The sequence below is a fragment of the Roseobacter sp. TSBP12 genome, from assembly GCF_009129705.1.
In the GTDB taxonomy this organism is placed as follows: Bacteria; Pseudomonadota; Alphaproteobacteria; order Rhodobacterales; family Rhodobacteraceae; genus Celeribacter; species Celeribacter baekdonensis_A.
In genome coordinates, this window is the sequence record NZ_PYIB01000080.1 from 1 (window position 1) to 21,775 (window position 21,775).

Annotated in this window: 18 protein-coding genes and 2 pseudogenes; 2 read left to right on the forward strand and 18 right to left on the reverse strand. The window is 57.8% G+C overall.

All coding sequences use genetic code 11. From position 1 onward, the window contains the following. Nucleotides 1-182 precede the first annotated feature (182 nt). From C8029_RS20805 to C8029_RS20850, 10 genes and pseudogenes are all read right to left on the reverse strand, one after another. On the reverse strand, nucleotides 183-1,193 hold the full coding sequence (locus tag C8029_RS20805) for a COG3904 family protein (RefSeq protein WP_226946419.1): 1,011 nt from the start codon (nucleotides 1,191-1,193) through the stop codon (nucleotides 183-185). A 409-nt stretch (nucleotides 1,194-1,602) separates the two neighbouring features. Beyond that, nucleotides 1,603-2,730 carry a hypothetical protein gene (locus tag C8029_RS20810; protein ID WP_152003647.1) on the reverse strand — a complete coding sequence of 376 codons (1,128 nt, stop codon included), beginning with the start codon at nucleotides 2,728-2,730 and terminating at the stop codon, nucleotides 1,603-1,605. Nucleotides 2,731-2,810: 80 nt separating this feature from the next. Further along, entirely contained in the window at nucleotides 2,811-3,797 is a 987-nt protein-coding gene (locus C8029_RS20815) for a hypothetical protein (RefSeq protein ID WP_152003648.1), read from the reverse strand. 456 nt (nucleotides 3,798-4,253) lie between these two features. Next, a pseudogene (locus C8029_RS20820) lies at nucleotides 4,254-5,686 on the reverse strand (transposase). Between the two features lie 133 nt (nucleotides 5,687-5,819). Beyond that, a complete protein-coding gene (locus C8029_RS20825; RefSeq protein ID WP_226946420.1) occupies nucleotides 5,820-6,782 on the reverse strand; it encodes an AAA family ATPase in 963 nt (320 codons plus the stop codon). A gap of 175 nt (nucleotides 6,783-6,957) precedes the next feature. Then, on the reverse strand, nucleotides 6,958-7,770 hold the full coding sequence (locus C8029_RS20830) for an RNA ligase family protein (RefSeq protein ID WP_009571951.1): 813 nt from the start codon (nucleotides 7,768-7,770) through the stop codon (nucleotides 6,958-6,960). 202 nt (nucleotides 7,771-7,972) lie between these two features. Then, nucleotides 7,973-8,386 (reverse strand): hypothetical protein, encoded by a 414-nt coding sequence (locus C8029_RS20835; RefSeq protein ID WP_009571953.1) that lies wholly within the window; start codon nucleotides 8,384-8,386, stop codon nucleotides 7,973-7,975. A 162-nt stretch (nucleotides 8,387-8,548) separates the two neighbouring features. Next, nucleotides 8,549-9,418: an MBL fold metallo-hydrolase gene (locus C8029_RS20840; protein ID WP_009571955.1), complete on the reverse strand. Its 870-nt coding sequence runs from the start codon at nucleotides 9,416-9,418 to the stop codon at nucleotides 8,549-8,551. Nucleotides 9,419-9,474: 56 nt separating this feature from the next. Then, nucleotides 9,475-9,918, reverse strand: a complete 444-nt coding sequence (locus C8029_RS20845) for a Dps family protein (protein WP_152003649.1) — start codon at nucleotides 9,916-9,918, stop codon at nucleotides 9,475-9,477. 80 nt (nucleotides 9,919-9,998) lie between these two features. After that, nucleotides 9,999-10,655, reverse strand: a complete 657-nt coding sequence (locus C8029_RS20850; protein WP_009571959.1) for a peroxiredoxin — start codon at nucleotides 10,653-10,655, stop codon at nucleotides 9,999-10,001. Nucleotides 10,656-10,760: 105 nt separating this feature from the next. On the opposite strand from C8029_RS20850, the gene C8029_RS20855 reads away from it, so the two are divergent. Next, entirely contained in the window at nucleotides 10,761-11,645 is an 885-nt protein-coding gene (locus C8029_RS20855) for a hydrogen peroxide-inducible genes activator (RefSeq protein ID WP_009571961.1), read from the forward strand. Between the two features lie 468 nt (nucleotides 11,646-12,113). Here the strand turns inward: C8029_RS20855 and C8029_RS20860 are convergent, their stop codons facing one another. From C8029_RS20860 to C8029_RS20870, 3 genes are read right to left on the reverse strand one after another with little or no spacing between them, the layout of a single operon-like run. After that, nucleotides 12,114-12,629, reverse strand: coding sequence for a hypothetical protein (locus C8029_RS20860; RefSeq protein WP_152003650.1), 516 nt, complete (start codon nucleotides 12,627-12,629; stop codon nucleotides 12,114-12,116). 12 nt (nucleotides 12,630-12,641) lie between these two features. Further along, nucleotides 12,642-13,505: a hypothetical protein gene (locus C8029_RS20865; protein WP_009571964.1), complete on the reverse strand. Its 864-nt coding sequence runs from the start codon at nucleotides 13,503-13,505 to the stop codon at nucleotides 12,642-12,644. Between the two features lie 17 nt (nucleotides 13,506-13,522). Continuing rightward, nucleotides 13,523-15,514: a vWA domain-containing protein gene (locus C8029_RS20870; protein ID WP_226946421.1), complete on the reverse strand. Its 1,992-nt coding sequence runs from the start codon at nucleotides 15,512-15,514 to the stop codon at nucleotides 13,523-13,525. Nucleotides 15,515-15,741: 227 nt separating this feature from the next. Between C8029_RS20870 and C8029_RS20875 the strand changes: the two genes are divergently transcribed. Beyond that, a complete protein-coding gene (locus C8029_RS20875) occupies nucleotides 15,742-17,499 on the forward strand; it encodes a helix-turn-helix transcriptional regulator (protein WP_040402246.1) in 1,758 nt (585 codons plus the stop codon). Between the two features lie 39 nt (nucleotides 17,500-17,538). Here C8029_RS20875 and C8029_RS22160 read toward each other — a convergent pair whose 3' ends face one another. From C8029_RS22160 to C8029_RS20900, 5 genes and pseudogenes are all read right to left on the reverse strand, one after another. Next, nucleotides 17,539-17,661, reverse strand: a complete 123-nt coding sequence (locus C8029_RS22160) for a type I restriction enzyme endonuclease domain-containing protein (protein WP_157789806.1) — start codon at nucleotides 17,659-17,661, stop codon at nucleotides 17,539-17,541. 381 nt (nucleotides 17,662-18,042) lie between these two features. Next, nucleotides 18,043-18,246 (reverse strand): annotated as a pseudogene (locus C8029_RS20885) (integrase core domain-containing protein); the annotation flags it as partial. 475 nt (nucleotides 18,247-18,721) lie between these two features. Next, nucleotides 18,722-20,341, reverse strand: coding sequence for an AMP-binding protein (locus C8029_RS20890; RefSeq protein ID WP_009571970.1), 1,620 nt, complete (start codon nucleotides 20,339-20,341; stop codon nucleotides 18,722-18,724). 110 nt (nucleotides 20,342-20,451) lie between these two features. Then, the gene (locus tag C8029_RS20895; RefSeq protein ID WP_009571971.1) at nucleotides 20,452-21,321 is read right to left on the reverse strand and encodes a transporter; all 870 of its coding nucleotides are present in this window, start codon (nucleotides 21,319-21,321) and stop codon (nucleotides 20,452-20,454) included. Then, nucleotides 21,318-21,775, reverse strand: a 458-nt coding sequence (locus C8029_RS20900; RefSeq protein ID WP_152003651.1) for a flavin reductase, incomplete at its 5' end; no start/stop codon positions are given. The genes C8029_RS20900 and C8029_RS20895, both read right to left, overlap by 4 nt.

Consider the following 21,775-nt stretch of genomic DNA (forward strand, 5'->3'; position numbering starts at 1 on the left):
AATGCGGGAGCCACCCACAGAGGTCATCCGACGGACGGGTCATCGCTGCGGTGCGGTCCGTCAGACCGGACTTTCGCTGCAACCGCGTCACTGATACGATATTGAGTGTCGGCAGTGCGGGACGAAGTTGCCGTTCAATTTGGCCAATCGAATGTCCGTTTTCCAAGGGTTTGGGACCAAATTCACTTTGAGAAACTATGGTAGAATGTCGAGAGCTGTTCGACGCCCCCTTCTGTATCCATCGCGCCGATGCCTAAGAATGTAGGAGCCTCACGCACGAACTTGACTTGAACGCCAATGCTCTCCGACTCGCTGATTATCCGAGCCTGATCGTTCGATATCTTTGCGAAGACATGTACGTCTGTGCCAATTGTGAAACGTTCACATTCATCCGATATGTCGAACTTGATGTCTTCCCCGTTGAGAGTAATTTCCACGACGCCAAAGCCAGTCAATTCTTCGAAGCGGTTCTGGGCTTCAATGACTGCCGAAAAGAAAAATCCAGCATCTTTGATGAAACCCAACATAACCTTATGGCGTCCGTAGATAGAATCCCGTTCTCCTCTAACGTACATTATACCGCCGCGAGCTTGTACGGTCCAAATTGCATCGGTTTGACCGCCTGTGACTACGCGAAGTTCTTTTAGCCGTAGTTCGCTTACTAGGTCGATCTCTTTCGCATCGGTGGCGGATGACAGTTCCAAGAACTCGGGTGAAACCCTCATGTCACTGACAAAGGACGCGATCTTCGCGGAAAGCTCTTGAGATTTCCCAATGTGTTCTGGCAGTGGGTCCTTGAAGGAAAAGCGATGTACTCCAAATCTGCTGCCCTCCGAAAGAAATCTCAAACGCCCTCCCAAGTAGACCATAGTGGCCGCGCTCATACACCTACCGCTGACACGTTTTCTTAGAACCAAGGGCCTTGACGGGTCGGGCGGCTCCAACAGATATCTGCCCACATCTGTCCAGAGGCCGTACTGCCGAATTTTCCTACCTATTCCAATCCCCGCCTCCAAATTACCGCCTGCGGAATCGATGTAAACGACCATGTGAGGGGGCGGTTCGTGATCATCAAGGAACTTGCTGAACTTGACGTCATCGCCGTGCTCAATAGTTCCAACTGCGTTAATGCAGAAGAAGCCACCGAGCATTTTCTCTAGTTCGTTCTGCGGTTCTGTATAGTGAAAATCCATATCGCCCGCCAAAGTCTGATCAGAATTGAAGAAGGTAGGTTCAGTAGAGCCATTTGGCTGCTACTTTACATTGAAAACGCGTCGAAGCTGACGTTCGTGCAACACGCAGCATTATGCAAGGTGGGCTCAAACCGGACTTGCGTCGGCGCGGCACGCGAATCTTAACCTTTCAGGCCTCGGCGCGACCAACCGGATGACCTCTTCCAGCCCGAAGCGGACCCGCTATCCACCGTCTTGGCGCGAAGGTTGCTCACGCAGGTCGGGCGGATAGCCGACATGCGGCACCGCAGCGCGACAACCGCGGCATTCCACACAAGCTGACATTCCGAGATGCGACGATATCACCTAGGCACGCTCCACCGGGGAGGAAGGGAGGTTGGAAGTTTGTGGGGCCCCCAAAGTTAACATCTCACGAAAGCCCTGGTACTTTTCCAGCCCGCAGATCCTCCCAGCTAACCACCAGAATAATTTCAGATCCGCTGCTGTTGCTGGACAGCAGGACTTTCTCGGTCACGTCGTCAACCACCGGGATCCAGGGCATTGGCGGTAGGATGCTCACGGCAATTTCTCCGCCCGCGCCAATGGAGATGCAGGGGTGCTTCTCTCCACGCTTACGGGCAGCCGCAATCTGCTGTTCGAGCCAGTCCCAATCATGGCCAATCGATGCTACGGGTGCCAATGTATGGGCGAGTTGGGGATGCCAACTATCGACGATCCTAGGGATTTCGGTTAGTAGCTTGTCGATCAGGATTACCGGACTCAGTTCATCGACCGCAGCCAAAGCAGCGTCTTTCCCCTCGCTCAAAGGCACCTGCTCGCCAAAGCTTTCTGCGATAGCCTTGGTTGCCGCGCCAGCATCCCGACCATCTCCAGTGGCCTCTACGACAGACCATTTGAGCCAGTCTCGCGCTTTAGCTACTGCCAATTCGCGAAGGGACGCGACCTGCGGATTGTTCTGCCCTGCATCGAATTGAGGATCAAAAATGGGATAAACGTGCCAACCAACGGAAAACGCCGCCTGCATCAACTCTTCCTCTTCGTCGACAAAAGTTCGCGAGATCCAGTCGACAAAGGCAGAGACGGACGCAAAAGCCTCATCTCCGGTTTCGCATCGACGCACGGAGATGGTGGGCGGGGCCTCATCCATGTCTTCGGCTGACATATAGCGCAGTGCTACCTCCTGAAGCATGCCAGCCATATCGACCTCGGCCCAAAATGAACTGGCTTTCAGCAGGCGCTGCTGCTCTGGTTCGGCATCCGCGATCTGAGCGGAAAGCGAACCAAATCGGCCAAGCAGCAATCCCAATCTGAACATGGCGGAAAAGGTCCACTGGCCGTCGATCAGCGGGGGTGCCGACGCAATTTCGTCGAGCAGAAGCACGCCGAGGATCGGATGGCGCCAGTCCATGCCAGGTCTGGCGCAGCTCGTCATGAAATTCCGCATGCGGTCGACATTGCGAACGGCGTCTCGCGCATAATCACCCAACACGCCCCAGAAATCGACCGAGACCGGCATGATGTGGCGATCCAGCGTCAATCCCGGATAACGCCACCGTTCGATGTTTCGGATGTCTTCCCACCCTTGAGACAGCGCCCATTCCGGCGAACCATATCCCTTCAAATACTGGACGGCGGCGCTCCGTCATTCGAAAGCCACGACCAACATGCCGACAGGTCCCCAGTTCGACCGTTCTCCAGAATGTAATCGGATATGGGGGAGCGGCTATTCTCTAGGAATCCTTCGCTTTGTGCCCTCTTCATGAAACTGAAGGGATTCACGACACCCGCGAGGATCAGATAGGGGGAGACGGCCATTCCGGGATAAAGATGGTTGTAGGCGACCATTGCAAAGCCAGAGCCCCCGGAACGCTCTGCCTCTCGAACCATCAGACCGGCAGCAGTCGAGCACACGGCATGTATATCGTCTTCGTCGAGGTCCGGTGAGGGTGTGAAGGACAGCGTTGCCGTCACGATTCCATCGACCGCCAGTCCCTTCTGACCTATCGCGCTCCAGGCGGTTGGAATATGGACGACCAGTCGAGGGTCTGCTTCGCTTTCCTCGAAGCGCAGGCACAGAACACGGCGACGAGACCAGCTGTTGAGGCCGGTAATGGCGTGATCGAGAAGCGTCGAGAAATTGCGCGATACGATCACCATCATGACATCGTTCGCGCTGGAGAAGGGCGTATGGTTCAGTGTTTCATGCTCATAGGCCATGATCTCTGTCACCGCCTCGCGGGCACTGCCATCCTGATTCTTTATCTCAAACAGAACGAAGCGGGAGGTTTCTCGCGCGCAATAGAGCAGGTCGACAAAGAGGCGTTCCCCTTTCTCGCGGGATATGCTGCGACTGTTCTTGCTGACCAGCTCAAGAGTGTGAAGCTCTCCCAATACGTGCTGCGCGGCCCTCAAATTTCCGAGTCGAGTAATATAGTCGATTGGAAAAGAAGGCTTGAATTCTGGCGACTCATGCCCTTCCAGAGATTCACTGACCTGATCGGCTCCGATGATGAAGTCCGACAATGCGTCCTGTTCAATGACTGCTTCGAGCCAGTCCTGAACCTTCTGTTCCGTGTCGAATTTTGGTGTGTTCACGTCCGCCATCTCTCTCTTAGCATATACAAGTCATCATGTCGGATTGCTTCAGAAAGTGCGACATATCTCTTGGATGGGCAGCGGGGGACATTGAGCGAACTTGGACGTCCATCTTGTCCCGATCCCTCGCGCGGTGGCGGGGTTCAGCTGGTCGAGTGACGGCTTCGGGGAAAGAGGCAATGCAGCAACTGGTGCGGTCGACCGGCAGCAATGGGCTGCCCCTACCATCCAGCGAGACCCTGCGGACTGAACTTTGCAAAGGTCGAAATCTGCGCATTTCTGACCTTGGTGGAAGACGCAGCACGGGTGGATGGGTCTTTCGGTCTCTGAATGGCCGCTTTCGCATTTCCGAGGCGCAGGCCGAGCACCCGCAGCGAAAGTCCGCAATCCGCCCATTCTGTTGAAAAACTAACGTTTGCGAATGCAGAAATGGCACTTACAAATTCGGCGCAAGCGCCTTTCTTGTCAGGCTTTGCGCGTTTGCTGCGATGCAGGAAAGATCTTAGCCAGTTTGCGGAGGTTTTGGGCGGTGGCGGCGAGGAGGAATTCGTCATTTGCACCGCATGGTCCACGTAATCGAAGCCGGCTCAGGCCGAGTATCCGCTTGAGATGGGCGAAGAGCATTTCGACCTTCTTTCTGAGCTTCATCGCGGTCTGGTATTCTTCGGTCTTAGCCAGATCCCTGGCGACCTGACGCGCATCTTCGTGCTCTTCGCGGGTGATCTTGCGCGCATCAGTGTTGGGGCAGCACTTCAGCTTGGACGGGCAGACCTGGCAGACTTCTTTCAAGGCGCGATAGCGGGCTGTGCCCTTGCCCGTCGGTCCCCGGTTCGGATCAGAGTAATTCCGGCGGAACTGCTTGAGCGCGTGACCCTCGGGGCAGATGTATTGATTATTCTCTGCATCCCAGTCGAAATCTGTGCGTGTCCAGGTGCCATCGGGGCGTCCGGCCTTGTCGATCACCGGGATGTAAGGATCGATCTTGCGCTCCACGAGCCAGCCGAGCATTGGGCCTGAACCATAGGCTGTGTCGGCGATCATCCAGTCAGGGACCAAGCCGAACTTTTCTTTCACCCGCGTCAGCATGGTTTTTGTCGATCCAACCTCGGCTTGCCGGATGGAGCGCGTGGGTTCCACATCCAAGATGACACCGTGATCCGTGTCGATGAGATAATTGTCGGAATAGCTAAAGAATGCGTTCGCCAATGTCTCTCGGACCATTGGCGTTCCATTGGCTCACCCTTGCGGGCTGCTGTCCACTGACTGGCGGGATCGGAATGCGAGGTGAACTTGGGTTGGACATCGCTCGCCGCGCCGAAGGCTGCCTCGTCGAGCGTGTCGAGATACTCTCGGACTGCGCGGGGTGCATCTACGGCATCGATGGACGACGCATCCCATTCTTCCTTCGGTGTTGAGTTTTGCTTGTTCGCATCGGCTTCGATCAGACTGGCATCGACTGCCATGCGCTGGCCGCTGACCAGATCTTCTTCGATGCAGCGGGCGACAGTTGTCTCGAACAGGTGTCGCAGGAGTTCGCTCTCACGGAAACGACCATGCCGGTTCTTGGAAAACGTTGAATGATCCGGGACCCGGTCGCTCAGATCGAGGCGGCAGAACCAGCGATAGGCGAGGTTGAGATGCACCTCTTCGCAGAGCCGCCGCTCTGACCGGATGCCGAAACAGTATCCGACCAGCAACATGCGGATCAGTAGTTCAGGATCAACTGACGGGCGGCCCGTGTGACTGTAGAAACCGGCAAGATGGGCGCGGATGCTGCTCAGATCGACGAACCGATCAATCGACCGTAGCAGGTGATCCTGGGGAACATGATCCTCCAGCGAGAACTCATAAAACAGCGCTGCCTGCGCTTCCTGCGCTTCCTGCCTCGGTCCCATCATCGTTCAATCCCTCCCGATGAAAAGAATTGAATCAGCGACTTACCCACCGATCAAGGAATAGTTTTTCAACAAAATAAGCCCAAACCTCCCAAATGCTGCACCAGGCTTTGATGTCCGCATTCGCGCGGTTTCACTATACCAGATTGACCCTATGCGCTTCCCACAATTGCGGCGGCTCTAACTTTTTGGACAAATGCGTGATCACAGCTTCGGGCACGGCATCTGGTCGTTCCCTGTTCTGATGGCGCAATTGATCTGGGTTCTCTTCGAGATAGACAATCTCAACGCATGCACCGTAGTCACGCAGTAGCCGTAGAACCCGTGATCGGTTCTGTCGGGTCACATTGGTAGCGTTCCAAACAAAATCACGCCCGGCCCGCAGGTGCTCTCGCGCCCGTTCGTGCGCAGCCTGAATGACCTGGCCTTGATTGTCACTTGCAGAGACGCCTAGTTCGTCTCGGATCGTATCAAGGCTGACGACAGGATGTTCTGGGCAGTTTTTCCCGATCCAGGTATCCTTCCCCACACCAGGCAAACCTGACATGACGATAACCGTACAAGGGAACGCCTCGTGAGCCTCATAGTGCGGGTCTCGGTCTTCCAACTCAAAAAAGGCAACCCGGCTTTCATCATTGGCGAAGGCAAATTGGTGATCCCAACAGTTGGCCTCTTGGAAGGTCAATGCGGCGAGGCTCACATTCTCCAAGATGGATTGCTGGTCCTCACATTTGCGACCCATGGCGTCGGCCTTGGCATGAAGGCAAAGGTGATCCGGCCTGCACCGCCACGATGTCTCAATAGCCATACGTTGCGGATCAGGCCGTTCGATCAGCCAGAACGGCAGTTGGTGGTGGGCGATGATCCCGCACAGCGCTTCACGCCACGCAAACGGAGACCCCGCATACCACAGCAGTTCCCTTGCAATGGATGCACCAACACGGGAGTGACCACGGGAGGAAATGCGTCCGTCATCCTCATGCTTTGTGACGGCGGGCTTGCCGATATCATGCAAGACGGCGGCCCAGAATAAGTTAGTCCGGTCCACTTCGGGAAGACCTTGCCAGTCTGGGTCCGCCACCAGAGCCTCGACCACCATTCGCGTGTGCGTCCCGACATCGCCCTCAGCATGATGGATTAGGTCCTGCGGGCAGGCGTCGAGAGTGGCAAGTTCCGACCACAGTGGCCAAATCTCACCCCAATCCACCTGCCAAGCTGGGCCGGTTGGAACCAAGGCCAGCAGGTGGTCATGTGTGACGGCATGTTTGATAGGCTTACGCATCGTAGGCCCCCTCCGCACCCAGAGTGGGTGCAAAGATATCGACACCATCGGCCAAGCCGTTCGGCAGGATTGGACGGTCGTGCCAATGCCCGTCAGCGGCTTCAATCGCCTGCAAAAAGTCAGCGCGGACGAACTTGAAGCGGTCCTCCACATGGTCCGCACTTTCTTGCTTTAGATACAGCCCTTCGGCTAGGTCGCTGTCCTCTGTCTGCTGGTCAACCATGTCAGGACGGCTGCCGGACCGCTCTGCTGCAATCAACAGTGCATCACGCCAGTCCGTGGATTTGTAAGGCGAAGGCCGGGTGAGGCTGATCAGTTGATCGACGGACCTGATTTCGCCTGTATGGATGACCGGCACTGGCATGATCGGCAGTCCGGTCAGCAAAGCCCGACGAGCCGCCGTGCTCAGGAACAGGCCGGTGTCTCGGTCCAGCACATCGAACTCCATGAAGTAATGCGGCAGCCGGTCATAGAACACAGTGTGTTTGGCATACATCCATTCGCCATACATAACGAAACGATGGCCCAGCACCGGGTGCAGGGCATGTGCATGGGCCGCAGCCCAGGTCTTGAGCAAAGAGAAGTGACGTTCGCGGCCACCGCCGGTCAGATAGTGCCCACGGCTTTGCAGCAGCAGGTTGCCATCCACGTCAAAAGATACGGCGGAATTGGCTCCGTCGAGCTTTTCTTCAACAATCAGAGGCTGGCCTGAAAGCTCTTTGATTGGTTTGTCATCCGCCACATCGCCCAACTGAAGGCGCGAGCCTTCAATGTGCCGCGTACGCGGGTACTTCTGGATATTCATAACAGTCTCACAATGTATCGATTGGTCGCACAAAAACACCCGGCAGGGTTTGCCAAGGTGTTGGTTTGATTATATGCGCTGCGATTACATCGGACTTCCATGGGGCTCGGGGTTGAGACAGGCAACCCGGTTAACGTTGACAAGAGCAAAAATCAACAGCGGACATTCAAAGCCGCTTTTGAATTGTCCGCTTCGTCCCGCATCAGCGACATTCATACCCGGATTTTGCTGCGCTAGGCTGTGAACGGCCGCTTCGGGGAAGCTGCAAGGCAGCGCTTGGACCTTTGACCAACGGCAGGTCACCTCTGAGAATGTCCAGCGCCTGGACGACATCATCAACTTGATAGTGCGGCCGACCATCCACTATGGGCATGTTCGGGCGCACGCAATACGCCTCAATGATTTCGACAAGCCTCACAGGGAGTTGCTTTGCATCGACTGGCCGTCCAGCTTCAAGCGCGGAACGGATTGTCAACAAGGTGACCAACGTATCCGCATAGGCTTCGTCGGCCTCAGTCAGAGACCGTTGCATCTTCGGTCCCTGTTGTGGCTCAGGTGGGCCAATAAAGCTCTCTTCCTCTCGTCGGATGCCATCAAAGGTCGGGCGATCGCTCATGCTCCCTCCGTCGCCTTCCCTCGGTTGGTGTGCCTGGTCGTCAATATCATTATGTCGATGATCTTGATTTTGACGATCAGGTCAATTCGGGTTCGTATCTGACACAGTGTTCAGTGTGTCAGGCAGGTTTGTGCGTTTTTCAAATTCCTGTAATTCTACCTGTTAGCGGCTCTCGAAATAGTTGAGCGGCATTTTCAGATAGGCGCGCCCATTGCCTTCGGCCTCGGGCAACCGGCCGCCACGGATGTTGACCTGAAGTGCGGCGAGCATCAGCTTCGGCAGCGGCAAAGTGGCATCGCGGGTATCCCGCACGGCGCGGTAGTCTTCTCGCGCGGGGGCGCTTTTCCAATGAATGTTTGCCGCGCGGTGTTCGGCCACGGTAGCTTCGCATTCTACGTTGCGTCCCGGGGCATAGTCATGACCGACAAAGATGCGGGTGCCCTCTGGCAAGGCGAGAATGGCGGAGATGCTGTCATAGAGGGCATCAGAGCTTCCGCCGGGGAAATCGGCGCGTGACGACCCACTGTCTGGCATCATCAGCGTGTCATGGACAAAGGCCGCATCGCCCGCAACATAGGTGATGGAGGCGAGCGTGTGACCAGGCGAGAACATCACCCTGACGGGCACAGTGCCGACCATGAAGGTGTCGCCATCGGCAAAAAGGTGGTCCCATTGGCTCCCGTCGTTCGGGAAATCATCAGGCAGGTTGTAGATTTCCTGCCAGAGCTTCTGGACGCCCACCACTTTTTTACCGATCGCGGTTGGCGCACCTGTCTGCGCTTTGAGCCATTGCGCCGCAGAAAAGTGGTCGGCATGGGGATGTGTGTCGAGAATCCAGACGAGCTCAATCCCGGCGTCGCGCACATAATCCAGCAGCCGTTGGGCATTCGTTGTTGCTGTTGCGCCTGCCATCGGGTCGAAATCGAGGACAGGATCGACGATGGCGCCTTTCATCGTGCCAGGGTCATGAAACACATATTGCCAACTTCCGGTGGCTTGGTCCCAAAAGGGTTTTACAACGGGATTTGTCATGTCAGGTCTCCATAATCAGTTGAGATAGAAGGGAGGACAACACTGCCCTTCAGGAGTTAGCGTGTGCTGGCCTTCATCATCCAGAGTTCTTTTTCGTGCCATTCCAGACGGTCGGTGAGCAGTCCGACAGAGACCTCGTCACCAGCAACACCTGCGGCCTTGATGGCGTCGCGAAGCGTGCCTGCGATGGTGTCGTGTTCTGCGATCAAGGTCGTAATCATGGCTTCGGCTGAGTGCGTAGGCGCGGCTTCGGCTGGGGCGAGCTTCATCAGGTCGACCACGGTTCCTGGCGCATAGGCCCCTTGGATGCGGATGCGTTCGGCGATGTCATCCAGTGCAGCCCAGAGGTTTTGGTATTGTGCCTCGAAAAGCGAGTGCAACAGGCGGAAATTCGGCCCTTCGACATTCCAGCGATAGCCATGCGTCTGCACATAGAGGCGGAAGGTCTGACCCAAAACTGTGTTGAGTGCGTCGATATTGGTTTGGGTAGAAGTGGTCATGTCGAGATTTCCTGTTGCTTTGTGTCTGGGAGACGTCGGGCCAGTGTAGCCCGCCGCAAGTGCTGTGGCGCATTCCCGCTTTAGAGCGCGCGGGTCGAAAAATACCAATCGACTGTGTTGTAGCCTTCGGCTGCACGGGCCTGAGCTGCTTCGGGCGTGGCCGGTGTCGGGACGATCACCTCGTCTCCGGGTTTCCAGTTTTCCGGCATGGCGCATTTGTTTTCGTCAGCGGTCTGCAGTGCGACCAGCAGACGATGGATCTCATCGACGGAGCGGCCCGCGTTCATCGGATAGTAGACCATCGCGCGCAGAACGCCTTGGGGATCGATGATAAAGGTTGCCCGCACGGCGGCGGTGTCGGACGCGCCGGGCTGGATCATCCCGTAGGCTTGGGCAACGGCCATATTCAGATCCGCGATGATCGGGAAACGCACATCAACGCCAAATTTTTCCTTGATGTTCAAGACCCATGCGATGTGGCTGTAGTGGCTGTCGATCGACAGTCCGAGAAGCTCGGTGTTGCGAGCGGCAAAGTCGTCGTGACGATTAGCGAAAGCGATGAATTCCGTGGTGCAGACCGGCGTAAAGTCAGCGGGGTGGGAAAACAAGATCAGCCATTTGCCGCGGTACTCTTCGAGCGTCTTGCGGCCATAGGTAGTAGGCGCGTCGAATGCCGGTGCGGCTTCGTTCAGGCGGGGTCCAGCGGGGCGCTGGGGGGCGGAGATGTCTTGTGTCATTGCTGCTATCCTTCTGGTGATGGTGTTGATGTAGACAGGGATAGCGTCTGGACAATTATAGGTGAAACTGAAAAAAATTATAACAATAATAGAAGGAATCTATAAATGATCACACTGCGCCATATGCGGTTCCTCACAGCCGTGGCCGAGACATTGAATTTCTCGCGTGCGGCGGAGATGTGCTTTGTTACCCAGCCGACCCTGAGCGCAGGGATAAAGGAATTGGAGGAGCGACTCGGCGTCCAGTTGATTGAGCGAACACGGCGCAGCGTTATCATGACACCCGTAGGAGAAGACGTGGTTGTGCGCGGTCGGCAATTGCTGCGTGATGCGGAAGAGATTGAAACTCTTGCCCGCGCCTATCGCAATCCGTTCGAAGGTGATTTGAAACTGGGGTCTATTCCGACCATCGGCCCGTATCTCTTGCCCCGCGCCCTGCCGGAGATTCGTGAGGCGTTTCCCGGGTTGCGACTCTATTTGCGTGAGGAAATGACCGAGAGCCTGATCGAAGGGTTGCAGGCGGGACGGCTCGATCTCGTGTTGATCGCATTGCCGTTCGAGACCGGATCGTTGGAAGTCATGCCCCTGTTCGAGGACGGGTATCAACTGGCGTCGCCTGCCGCTTGGCCTGCACCGCAGGGGGCGGAGGTGCTGATCGAAAGCGGTCAATTGATGTTGTTGGAGAAAGGGCATTGCCTGCAACGCCACGCACTTGAGGCCTATCCCGGTCGCATCCACACGGCGGAGGACAGCTTTGCGGCCACCAGCCTCACGACCTTGATCGCCATGGTGGCGGAAGGGCTCGGGATCACACTTCTGCCAAACCTTGCGGTTCGTGCCGGTGTAGCGGGAGCAGCCGATGTGCAATTGACCCCATTGCCTGACGCCTGTCCGCGACAGGTGGTGCTCGCATGGCGGCCAGGATCGGCACGAAACGCTCTCTTTGAAAAGCTGGGAAAGCTCCTCATTGAGATCTCTCGGGCTTTCTGACGCCGCGCGCACAGGTTATCCGCGAACTGGAAGATCACGAACTCCAGGACTATGCTGCTGTCTTCTTGAAGGCGGCCGGCCAGAAGGATGGTTGTCACGGAGCGTTCACCGGCATGGAGGCAACACTTTGCACCGATTAGAGACCCCAGACATAGTCAACTTGGGGGCTAACCGCCAAAACCTTGACACCAGGCCACGTGACCGTTGAAACGGCGCTCTCGAAAGATCAGAGGTAGGAACCGTCGCGTGCGGCGGGGCAGCGTTCCTTGCGATACAGGTTCGGAACTGTCGGAATAAAATACCCCTGCTTCGATGGGGATTTCGGTAGGTGGAATGCCCCCCGAAACACACAAGGAATCCCGAAGACCCCCCCTGTGGCGGTCGGCGTATAGCCTGACCCAGAGGCAGTGCCATATGTGATATTAACCACATTATGCTGTTTCTGGTAAGATTTCTTGACGCCTACAGTTAATCGGCGATGCGCGAATTGGATTCAATCAACAGAGAGTTGTCCTCTTGTATGGAGAACACGACCGTCATCCGATTGTTCTTCGTGCCATCATACGACCATGTGGTGCGTGCTGCATTCTTCAGCGTCTCTATCGCGCCATCCGGCGCTTTGTAGCCGAGTTGCTCATCAAGATCGGCGTGCAAGTTCTCGATCCCGTCGGCGTTAAGCACGTCTGCGGGGATGGTCACGCGACAATAGACCTCTTCGTCGCTGGCAGATAGTTCAAGTGTGGTGCCGTTCGGGTGGTCATGAAAATCCATGCCGTCCCGGTCTTCCCGTTCGGTCATGCCGGCCCCATACTCGGCCTGCATCCCCGCCATCATCTTGCTGCGCAGCCCCAGATCATCGAGGATGCAGGAAGAAAGCAGAAAGCTGGTATAACGATCCCAGCTTGAAAGCGTATCCTGCGCCTTGGCTTCGATGGCGGAAAGTGCAGCAGTGGCCAGAACACTGGCCAGAGCGATCTGTTTCATTGGTCTGACACCTCAATCCGAAACGTGTTGAACATCGAAGGTCATGTAGACCTTGCAGTTTGAAAGGCCGAGCGGGGCAAGCTCCTCACCTCCCATCAGCGCCCCGATGAATAGATCGACGTGGGAGTTGATCTGTGTCGGAGATGTGATCCCCATGCCGACATCGGCAGCAACCTTACCCGGGCCCGAGGTCACCTCGAACAACTCACCTTCGAAGCTGTTCGGCCCTTTCCGTTCCCAAGTGATCTGCTGGCCATCCCCGTTCATGAAATTCAACACAGACGGGTCAAACCGACCGCCCCATGCAAGGCGATGGGTTTCCGACTGCGCATTGATCATGCCCGAGCCACGCAGCATGGCTTCCATCTCAGCCGGACAGTTTGTGAAACTCTGGTCGCGCGAGGTGACCCGCCACAGGCCATCACGTGGCACGATTTCGCCATCCACCGCGTCGGGAAACAGGTTGATGACCCTTTCCTGTGCCTTGTCCTGCGGCGCAAAGACCTCGATGGGTGCCACACCCTCCTGATCAAAGCTCAAGACCAGTTCGTCCGGCGAGTCCCCCGGGAGCAAATGCAGAGGCTCCATTGATCCTGTGCCGCCATAGGCCTGATGCACGGCATCGGGTGCCATGGCGACAAGGGATCCACCGGGGTTGCCTTCGATATAGACGACAGCGACCTGCCCAGGCGTGACCGTTTGACCATAGAGCACGCCCGTATCGGTTTCACTGATTTTGCCAAATCCCTGAGTGCAGCCCTCTCCCGGGGCGCAAAGAAGCACGGGTATCGGACCGTCTGCCAGGGCAGCGACCGGGGCAAGCGCAAGCGTCGTTACTGTGAAAGCTGCCATGCGGCGCATAGAGGTGAGCGACATGATAAAATCCCTTATGCTCAATTCAACGGTTGAATGGTTTGCAAAAGCAAGGTGGCACCCAGCAGGGCCGCAGGCTCATCCGGTGTCAGGTTGCAGACCGGCCCCATTGTCGAAGGCAGGCAGAGCGTCCCTTCCGTCACCTCCGGTGGTGCATTCAAGGAAAGCCGCGCTTCGCTGGCGGTGTCGAAGAAATTGATCCTTACCGGCGCTTCGGGGCCATCGCGATACGGGAAATCCGTACCCCAGCCGGGACGCAGGAAGAAGCTGACGCCTGTCTTGCGGTCCTCAATCAAGCAACCAAGCTGTTCTTCGCAGAGATAGCCCAGATCATCGCCAATCGCGACGTCATCGAAACCGGACGTGGCAGCATCCCCCTCTGGCGAGGCGGGCAGGGCGACTTCGTCGGCCACTGGCATGGCCGTTGCCGCGACGGTTTCGCTGATATCCGGCGACCAGTCGAGCGCATCGGCAGCAACCGTCAGGCCCTGACGGAAAAGCAGCGCGCGCTCGGATGTGTCATCGCGTCCGCTTGGGGGAAATTCCGCAATGTAACGCAGCTCGTAAGTGCCGGGCACATCGGGTGCGGTCAGAGTGATGGCGCGATCTTCGGTGCTATTGCGCAGATACGTGTAGCTGTATTCGGAGTAACCATCGCCGCTATAAAGCCCATCGGTGCCCGGATCGACAAGGTCGATCCAGTCGCGTGGACCGCCCGGACCGGACCAGATCAGCGTAAAATCGACACCGGGGCGCACCCTGTCAGGGGCAAGGAAGCTGATCTGTGCAGCGGTAACTGTGATATTTTCGACGGCCAACTCGGCTGAACTGTAACCCGAACCCTCGACGATGTAGCGCAACGTATAGTCGCCCTCATCCAGCGGCATCTGCATCTCGACCGGCGAGCTTTCCACAAGCGACATGCCGGCCAGCCAAGCATCAAGGTTCGTCTGACTTGCGTGATATAGCCCGAGGAAACCCTTGGGGCCTGCCCAGTCCACTGAAACCATCGCACCTTGCCCAGCCACATCGGGAGCCCTGAGGAAATTGTCGATATCGACAACCGAGATGTTGCGCAGGGCGAGCGTACGCTCGCGCGTGCCATCCGCGATCATCGCCTGTTCCTCTTCGCTCAGCGGCTGAACATAGCGCAAGACGTAGTCACCAAGGTTGGCAGGCATGGTCAGCATCACAGTGTCGCTGTCAGCCACAACAGGTGTCGCGTCAAAGGCATGGGTGCCTGCCCCGTCAAAGGGAACAATGTCGATGTAATCGCCTTCACGCGCAGGGCCGCTCCAACGCACTTCGATCTGCATAGCGCGGCCAGCAATCTCTGGCGCGTCCAGCGTTGCAGGCTGGGCCGGCGGTAGGGCGGCCTCGGCTTGTTGCACTTCCCTGGGGGTAAGGGTCTGGTTCAGCGCGTCGCGCAGGCCGCGCGCGTCGCCTGCATCGAAATACCGCCCCCCCGTTTCCAAAGCGAGGCATTCCAGAGCCGCGGTCTCGGCACCTTGCAAGCCAAATCCGACCACATGGGCGGTGAAATCCACCCCACTTTGTTCCAGCTCACGGCCCAAAGCGCAGGGATCACCCGCACAGGTTTCCAACCCGTCGGTGATCAGGATGACAGTCGCGGCGTCTTCTGTCGAACGCAGGTCCAAGGCAGCACGGCGCACTGCTTCAGTCAGCGGTGTCTTGCCCAGGAAGCGCATGGTATTGGCACGTGACAGCAACTCCGACGCTGTCCCAGGCGTCGGGGCCACCAGCAACTCGATATCCGAACAATCCCCCTTGCGGCGATGCCCGTAGGCGAGCAGGCCAAGACCCCGCTCCGGGGGGAAGTCGACCAGCACTTCGGCGAGTGTCTGGCGGGCAATCTCCAGCTTCGGGCGCCCGTCGATCTGGCCCCACATGGACCCTGATCCGTCCATCACGATAATCGTATTGGCTTGTTCCGCCTGCGCGACCTGTCCCCCCAATACAAGGCCGACGGCCCCGACCCAAAACATTCTCATAGCACTGTTGTCCTCATGTCATTTCATCTTGGCGTGGTCCAGAAGCGCAGCAGGGCCTTGGGCACGATGTCTTTCCACATTGAATACTGAGTGACAGGCGAGAGGTCATACACCACTTGGTGTATGTCTCGGGATTGACGCAAACTTATCGCATTGTAACAGTAAACCACCCCGGCCAGCGACGGAGCGGGACGTCAACACATGTCAAGAAGGTCGGAGAACCACAGGTGGCAGACCTACAAAACAGTAAACCGGATATGCCATCTGATGACCAGGTGCACACGACCGAGCTTGACCTGGACATCGTGTCCGACACGTTCAGGGCATTTGTCGATCAGGCCGCCTTTGACAGCCTCATCGAACGCTGGAACCAGAAACTGAATGCACTGGAGCCGGATGCTACCGTACTGGAACGACATTTTTCCAACGCGTTTTTTAAGCAGATGGACCTTGCCGCGGACTCGCTGGACCGGTTGGACGCGCAGGTTTTCGAAGACCCGCTCGAACGGGTTGTAGCCGAAATCGCCGGACCGGCAGTCGTGATCAGCCCCGATTTGCGCGTGGCCTCCGTGAATGCCGAAGGGGAGCAGTCGTTTGGTGCGTCACAAGGCACATTTTTGTCACTGGATTGCCTATCACCCGAGTCGCGCGTGGATTTCGACACCGTACTGCGGGCGGCCAAGGGACAAGGCAACCTTGGACAGGCAATTGTTCAAATCCTTGACCGTTTCACTGGTGAGCCGGCCTTTCGGGCCGAGGCCTTTCTATTGAAGGCATCCAATCAAGAGAGCCACTACATCGTGATCCGCTCTCTGGAGCTGGACTGGTCACCCGAGGTGTCAGCGACACTGTCTCAAGCTTTCGACCTGACCGACGCCGAAATCGCGGTCGCCCGCCAGTTCTTCGAGAACTGCGACCTTGCAGCGGTCGCTGCGCTGCGTGGGGTTTCTGTGCATACGGTGCGCACCCAGATGAAAACCATCCTGAGCAAGACCGGCGCGACATCCCAAGCTGAACTAGTCCGGCTGTTTTCGATGGTGGCCAGCCGCCAGATGCTTCGGAATCGGGGGCTCTTGACTGAATGGCAAGACCCGCTTGGGCGCGAAAAGATCCTCGTGACCGATTCAGGGCGCAAGATTGCTTGGACATGGATGGGGGCCCTTGATGGGCGCCCCGCCATTTTCCTTCGGGGAATGGCCATGGGGTACCTCCTTCCTGAAAGCGCAGAGAAGTTGCTGAAACACGCGGGGATCACACTGTTCATCCCATCGCGGCCCGGTTACGGCAATTCATCACTGCACGAAGACCTCCCAGTCCTTGAAGACAATCAGGTCATGCTGGAGGAGTTTCTGGTCGGCATGGGTCTGAAAGGCTGCGTCGGCATCGGCCTGTCCGACGGGATCATCCCGCTGTTGGCGCAGCAGGACAAAGACCCGGCTACATTCAACGCATTGATATCCGTCGGGTTCAACGGATGCCTCAACCGGGCTGCGTTCCGCAAACTTCCGGTACCGCAGGCAACGCTGCTGCGCCTTGCCAAAACCGCGCCGCGGTTATTGGACCTTATTGCCAGGATTGGCCAGCGCATGATCGCGCGTTACGGCGTGGATTGGTATCTCGACCGCGCCCACGCATCCACGCCTCTTGACCTGCAGATCTGCCGTGATCCCAGCACGGCGACACTTGTGCGTGACGCGTGTTCGCATCTGGTCGTTCAGGGCACCCGCACTTTTGTTCGGGACATGCAAATGTTTCACGCCCCGGTTGATGGCGCGATCGATCGGTTGGCCATTCCGATGCTGAGCATGGTGCCAACCGAAGATGGGCTATTCGATATCGACGAATACAGGCAACTGGAAGCACGCAATTCCCATGTGTCGGTTCTGCCCGTGCCTGAGAGTGCGGATCTGCTGATCTACCAGCAAACGGATTTCATCATGGATCGGATTATCGAGATTGTGACCACCCATCATCAACCGACTTAGCGCAATGCATTATCCTCTTGCGTCATAATTGCCTCTCACTCACGCAAATTCCTTCGCTAAAACTTCCGCCTGCTGCAGAACCTTTTTCACGGATTCCGCCTGCAGATCCGGCGGGAAACCGTGTTTCTTCAAAATCCTGCGGATACTGACGGGATCGTCCAATCCGGACGAGGTCTGTGGACGAAGCCGAAAATGTCTGCTGCGCAACTCGAAGCGCGCCGGAAAGCGGGGCTCTCCACTGCCAATCTGACACATGCATGCAGCGGGCCCTTCGAACGCCAAACCAGACTGCGAAGATGAGCGTGGCCCGGAGAAGTGATCTCAGACATACAAAAGAAGGAAAATGAGCTTGACCCAGACACCCAATTCGCGAAGCTGACCTTCGCTGCGGGAGCATCATCCCTCGCTTCGATGCCGCGGCATCCGGGGAAAGGTCGGCTTCCCGACTTTCGCCGGGAGAGCTCAAATCATGCTTTAGCGAGATGAGCGCTGCGCAATCTCAATCGCTTTTCGAGATAGCCGGATTGACCTGCCACTGAACTGTCACCCAGTCACGATTTGAGACCGATTGATGTTTACGCCATCTGGCGCGGTTTGAGCAATCGCCCGACGCGCGGAGCTTTCATCTCGCGCAGCGGGGTGGGCGATTGCGGTGATCAGGGTTCGTGCGTGGTCAGTCGGGGTCTGGTAGTCCAAGGCTGAATGCGGGCGTTCTGTGTTGAACTCTGTCGCCCAGGGCGATGTGACGCGGCACGACAGGCTTGCCAAGGCCGCCTTGAACCGGGACTGACCGACGGGACAGGTGGTCCAGTTCGAGGCATCGAATTTCCCGATCCCCGTCACCCCGGTTGCTCCGGCAAAACAGAGCGCTAGCCCCGGCAGGACCTGCGCCGAGATCGAACCGAAAATGACGATGGCGCCCTTGTTTTTCGCAAGCTCCGCGCGCGCCGTGCCGCCCTTGGCGTCAATATCGGTGATAATCACCTTCACCCCATGCTCACAAAAAGCATTTCGCCACCGCAGCGCCAATTTTTGTGGCACCGCCAGGCACAATCGCGACTTTGTCCTTTAATTCGCGCATCGTGTGTGACGTCAGCACCCATGGGACAGTTTCAAACTGTACCGCGCCGCTGCTCTCGCAGAGTGGCGCGGTCTTTGTGACGAATAAGCGGCAGTCTCACTGTACAAGCTGAGACAGGCTCGAATTGATCAGACTTCCCCCTCAGGGGCGCTCTTTCAGGCGAAACCTTTGGATTTTTCCGCTTTCCGTTTTGGGCAGTTGCTCCACAAAAATCACGGAACGCGGGTATTTGTAGGGCGCAACCGTTGCCTTCACGAAATCCTGCAATTCCTTGATCTTGCTGTCTGTGGCGGGGACGCCCTCCTTGAGAACCACATGCGCCTGAACGATCTGACCGCGCGCCTCATCGGGCACCCCGATCACACCGCATTCCAGAATATCCGGATGCGCCAACAGAGCTGCCTCGACCTCCGGACCTGCGATATTATACCCCGCCGAGACGATCATATCGTCGGACCGTGACGCGAAATGGAAATAGCCGTCTTCGTCCTCGACGAATATGTCACCGGGCAGATTCCAGCCATCACGCACGAATTTTGTCTGACGATCATCGGCGAGGTAACGACAGCCCACCGGGCCGCGCACCGCCAGATGGCCGGGCGTGCCGCGCGGCACGTCGTTCATGTCGTCATCGACAATCTTCGCGATATAGCCGCTGAGCGGGCGTCCGGTGCAGCCTGCACGGGCGTCTTCGAAGCGGTTGGACATATAGATATGTAGCAATTCCGTGCCGCCGATCCCGTCGAGCATCGGTTTGCCGGTCTTCTCCCGCCAGGCCTCGAACACCGGTGCGGGCAGGGTTTCCCCGGCAGAGACCGCGCAGCGCAGGCTCGACAAATCCGCGCCTTCCTCCATCGCCATCAACATCGCGCGATAGGCCGTGGGGGCGGTGAAACAGATCGTGGCGCGGTGCGTTTCGATGATCTCGATCAGCTCATTCGGTCCGGCCTTTTCCAAAAGAACGGCCGAAGCGCCATAGCGCAGCGGAAAGATCGCCAGGCCTCCGAGACCAAAGGTAAAGGCCAGAGGCGGTGAGCCGACAAACACATCGTCGGGCCGCACATCGAGCACCTCCTTGGCATAAGCATCGGCGATGATCAAAAGATCGCGGTGAAAGTGCATCGTGGCTTTGGGCACGCCGGTGGAGCCGGAGGTGAACCCCAACAGCGCGACATCGTCACGCCCAGTCTCGACCCAGTAAAGATCGGTGGGTTTCTTGAGTGCCGCCAGATCGAGGGCCCCGTCCTGACCCGCCGTGCCATCGAAAGACACTACATGTTCGAGCGTCGGACATTCGCCCAGACAGGGTTCGATCTCGTCGAGCATCCGCATGTCGCAGAGCACGAGTTTGACCTCGACCTTCTCGATATATTGTTTCAGTTCCTTTTTGCGCATCATCGGCATGGTGTTGATCACCACGGCCCCGGCCTTGGTCGCGCCGAGCCAACAGGCTACGAGAGCGGGCGTGTTGGAGGACCGGATCAGGATGCGGTTGCCCGGAACGATGCCGTATTCCTCGACCAGAGCGCGGGCGATCTGGTTGGTCCAGTCGGAAAGTTCTCGATAGGTGCGGCTTCGGCCGGTGCCCGAAACGGCGATCCGGTCGCCAAAGCCGCGTTCCACCATGCGGTCGGTCAGTTCGACGGCGGCGTTCAGATGGTCAGGGTAGGGGAATTTCTCCAGAAGATAGACGGGCTGCGCCTCTTCGGGCGGCAGGTTGTCGCGACAAAACGTGTCGACATGTGCGCTTGGTCCAAGCATGGCATTCGTCCTGTGATGGGAAGGGAAAAGCCCGCGGCAGCGCCAAGAGGGAATGCGCCCTCCGCGGGCGGTCGACGGCAAAGCCCGCGGGCTCTGCCGGACCATTCGGATCAGAAGAGTTTCATCAGACGGAGTTCGGCGACCACGTCGTTTTTGAACCCGTCCTCGACGTAGAGATCTGTCGCCAACATGCCCTGCACCTGAACGGTTTGGGACAGGAAGGTGTTGGCATAGAGCCGCACCTGATCGCGGCGCGTTTTCAGCCCGCTGTAGATCCCATCGTAATCCACCTCGCCGCCGAACTGGCCGGAATAGCCGATGGACATCGAGGCAGTCGGCCCGAATTGCTTGCGAAAGGCGACCTGAACCTGAGAGGCCGGATTGCGGGAGACCTCGACACCGGATTCGGTATGATCAAAGCTGAACGCCACATCGGCAATCGCATCGAGATAGAGGCCGTTGCCCAGCCCCTGAATCAACGCCACCTGCGGCGTGAACGTCCAGGCCCCGCTGCCAAAACTCACATCGCCCATCTCATAGGCGCCGGTCGGTGCCGTGAGAAAGGCCGTGACGCCGACCGTGGTGCCCGTCTCCGGATTGGCGGGTTTCACCGGCCAATAGCTGACGCCCAGCGTCAGATCGCCAATCCCGTCAGAGGTGGGCATGTCCGCGCCACCGATCTCGGCGGTGCTGAAGCTGCCGAAGGGCAGCACGGCCTGAAACATGACGGGTTCGCCGCCGATGTCCGTGTAATGCAGCCCGCGCAGCACGGCGACATTGGCGGTGACCTCGGAAGACGGCACATCGGTACCGCCGAAATTCAGCTCGGTGGCCGAGGAATGTTGCAGATACAGCAGGCCGATATCGGTGCCCGGCGGCAGCATGGCATAGTCGCCCGGCGCGACGTCGATGGCGTGGGCCGGCAGGCCGCCGAGGGCAAGGCCGGCGCCCAGTGCGAATTGGGTCAAGTGACGTTTCATGGTGATTTTCCTGTTGTTTGGCGTGTTTTGTCGGTGTTGCGCACGGGGTTCGTGCGGTTAGAAACGCCCCTCTTCGGGGGGCTCTGTGGGGCCTTCGGGCCGAGACCACGCCAGCTCCGGTCGAGATAGACCAAGGTGTCGGAGGTGGCGGGATGCGAATGTCTGTCGTTGCAGGTGGGGCAGATGCCCTCGCGCAGCTCTGCGGCCACGACGGTGGCGCCGTCGAGCGGCATGGTTTTGTGAATCTCCGCGCGAAACCATGTGCCGATCCGGCGATAGCGTGGCTCCCCGGTCGGCAAGCTTTCCCAGTCGATATCCGGCCCAAACCGATCCGCCCCCGGCGTCGCGCAGAGAGTCGCGAGGTCGATGTCCTCGTAGCGCGGGAAGTGGATGACCATGGTGCCAGCGGCGAGCAGGGCCTCCGCGACGCGGGAATGGCGCGACAGAGACATGC

Excerpts from the sequence above, each read along its gene's own strand:
- C8029_RS20870 (WP_226946421.1), bottom strand. The coding sequence starts at position 15,514 with ATGAGAATGTTTTGGGTCGGGGCCGTCGGCCTTGTATTGGGGGGACAG.
- C8029_RS20890 (WP_009571970.1), bottom strand. The coding sequence starts at position 20,341 with ATGCTTGGACCAAGCGCACATGTCGACACGTTTTGTCGCGACAACCTG.
- C8029_RS20855 (WP_009571961.1), top strand. The coding sequence starts at position 10,761 with ATGATCACACTGCGCCATATGCGGTTCCTCACAGCCGTGGCCGAGACA.
- C8029_RS20815 (WP_152003648.1), bottom strand. The coding sequence starts at position 3,797 with ATGGCGGACGTGAACACACCAAAATTCGACACGGAACAGAAGGTTCAG.
- C8029_RS20825 (WP_226946420.1), bottom strand. The coding sequence starts at position 6,782 with ATGGTGGTCGAGGCTCTGGTGGCGGACCCAGACTGGCAAGGTCTTCCC.
- C8029_RS20830 (WP_009571951.1), bottom strand. The coding sequence starts at position 7,770 with ATGAATATCCAGAAGTACCCGCGTACGCGGCACATTGAAGGCTCGCGC.
- C8029_RS20835 (WP_009571953.1), bottom strand. The coding sequence starts at position 8,386 with ATGAGCGATCGCCCGACCTTTGATGGCATCCGACGAGAGGAAGAGAGC.
- C8029_RS20850 (WP_009571959.1), bottom strand. The coding sequence starts at position 10,655 with ATGACACAAGACATCTCCGCCCCCCAGCGCCCCGCTGGACCCCGCCTG.
- C8029_RS20865 (WP_009571964.1), bottom strand. The coding sequence starts at position 13,505 with ATGTCGCTCACCTCTATGCGCCGCATGGCAGCTTTCACAGTAACGACG.
- C8029_RS20805 (WP_226946419.1), bottom strand. The coding sequence starts at position 1,193 with ATGGATTTTCACTATACAGAACCGCAGAACGAACTAGAGAAAATGCTC.
- C8029_RS20895 (WP_009571971.1), bottom strand. The coding sequence starts at position 21,321 with ATGAAACGTCACTTGACCCAATTCGCACTGGGCGCCGGCCTTGCCCTC.
- C8029_RS20845 (WP_152003649.1), bottom strand. The coding sequence starts at position 9,918 with ATGACCACTTCTACCCAAACCAATATCGACGCACTCAACACAGTTTTG.
- C8029_RS20840 (WP_009571955.1), bottom strand. The coding sequence starts at position 9,418 with ATGACAAATCCCGTTGTAAAACCCTTTTGGGACCAAGCCACCGGAAGT.
- C8029_RS20860 (WP_152003650.1), bottom strand. The coding sequence starts at position 12,629 with ATGAAACAGATCGCTCTGGCCAGTGTTCTGGCCACTGCTGCACTTTCC.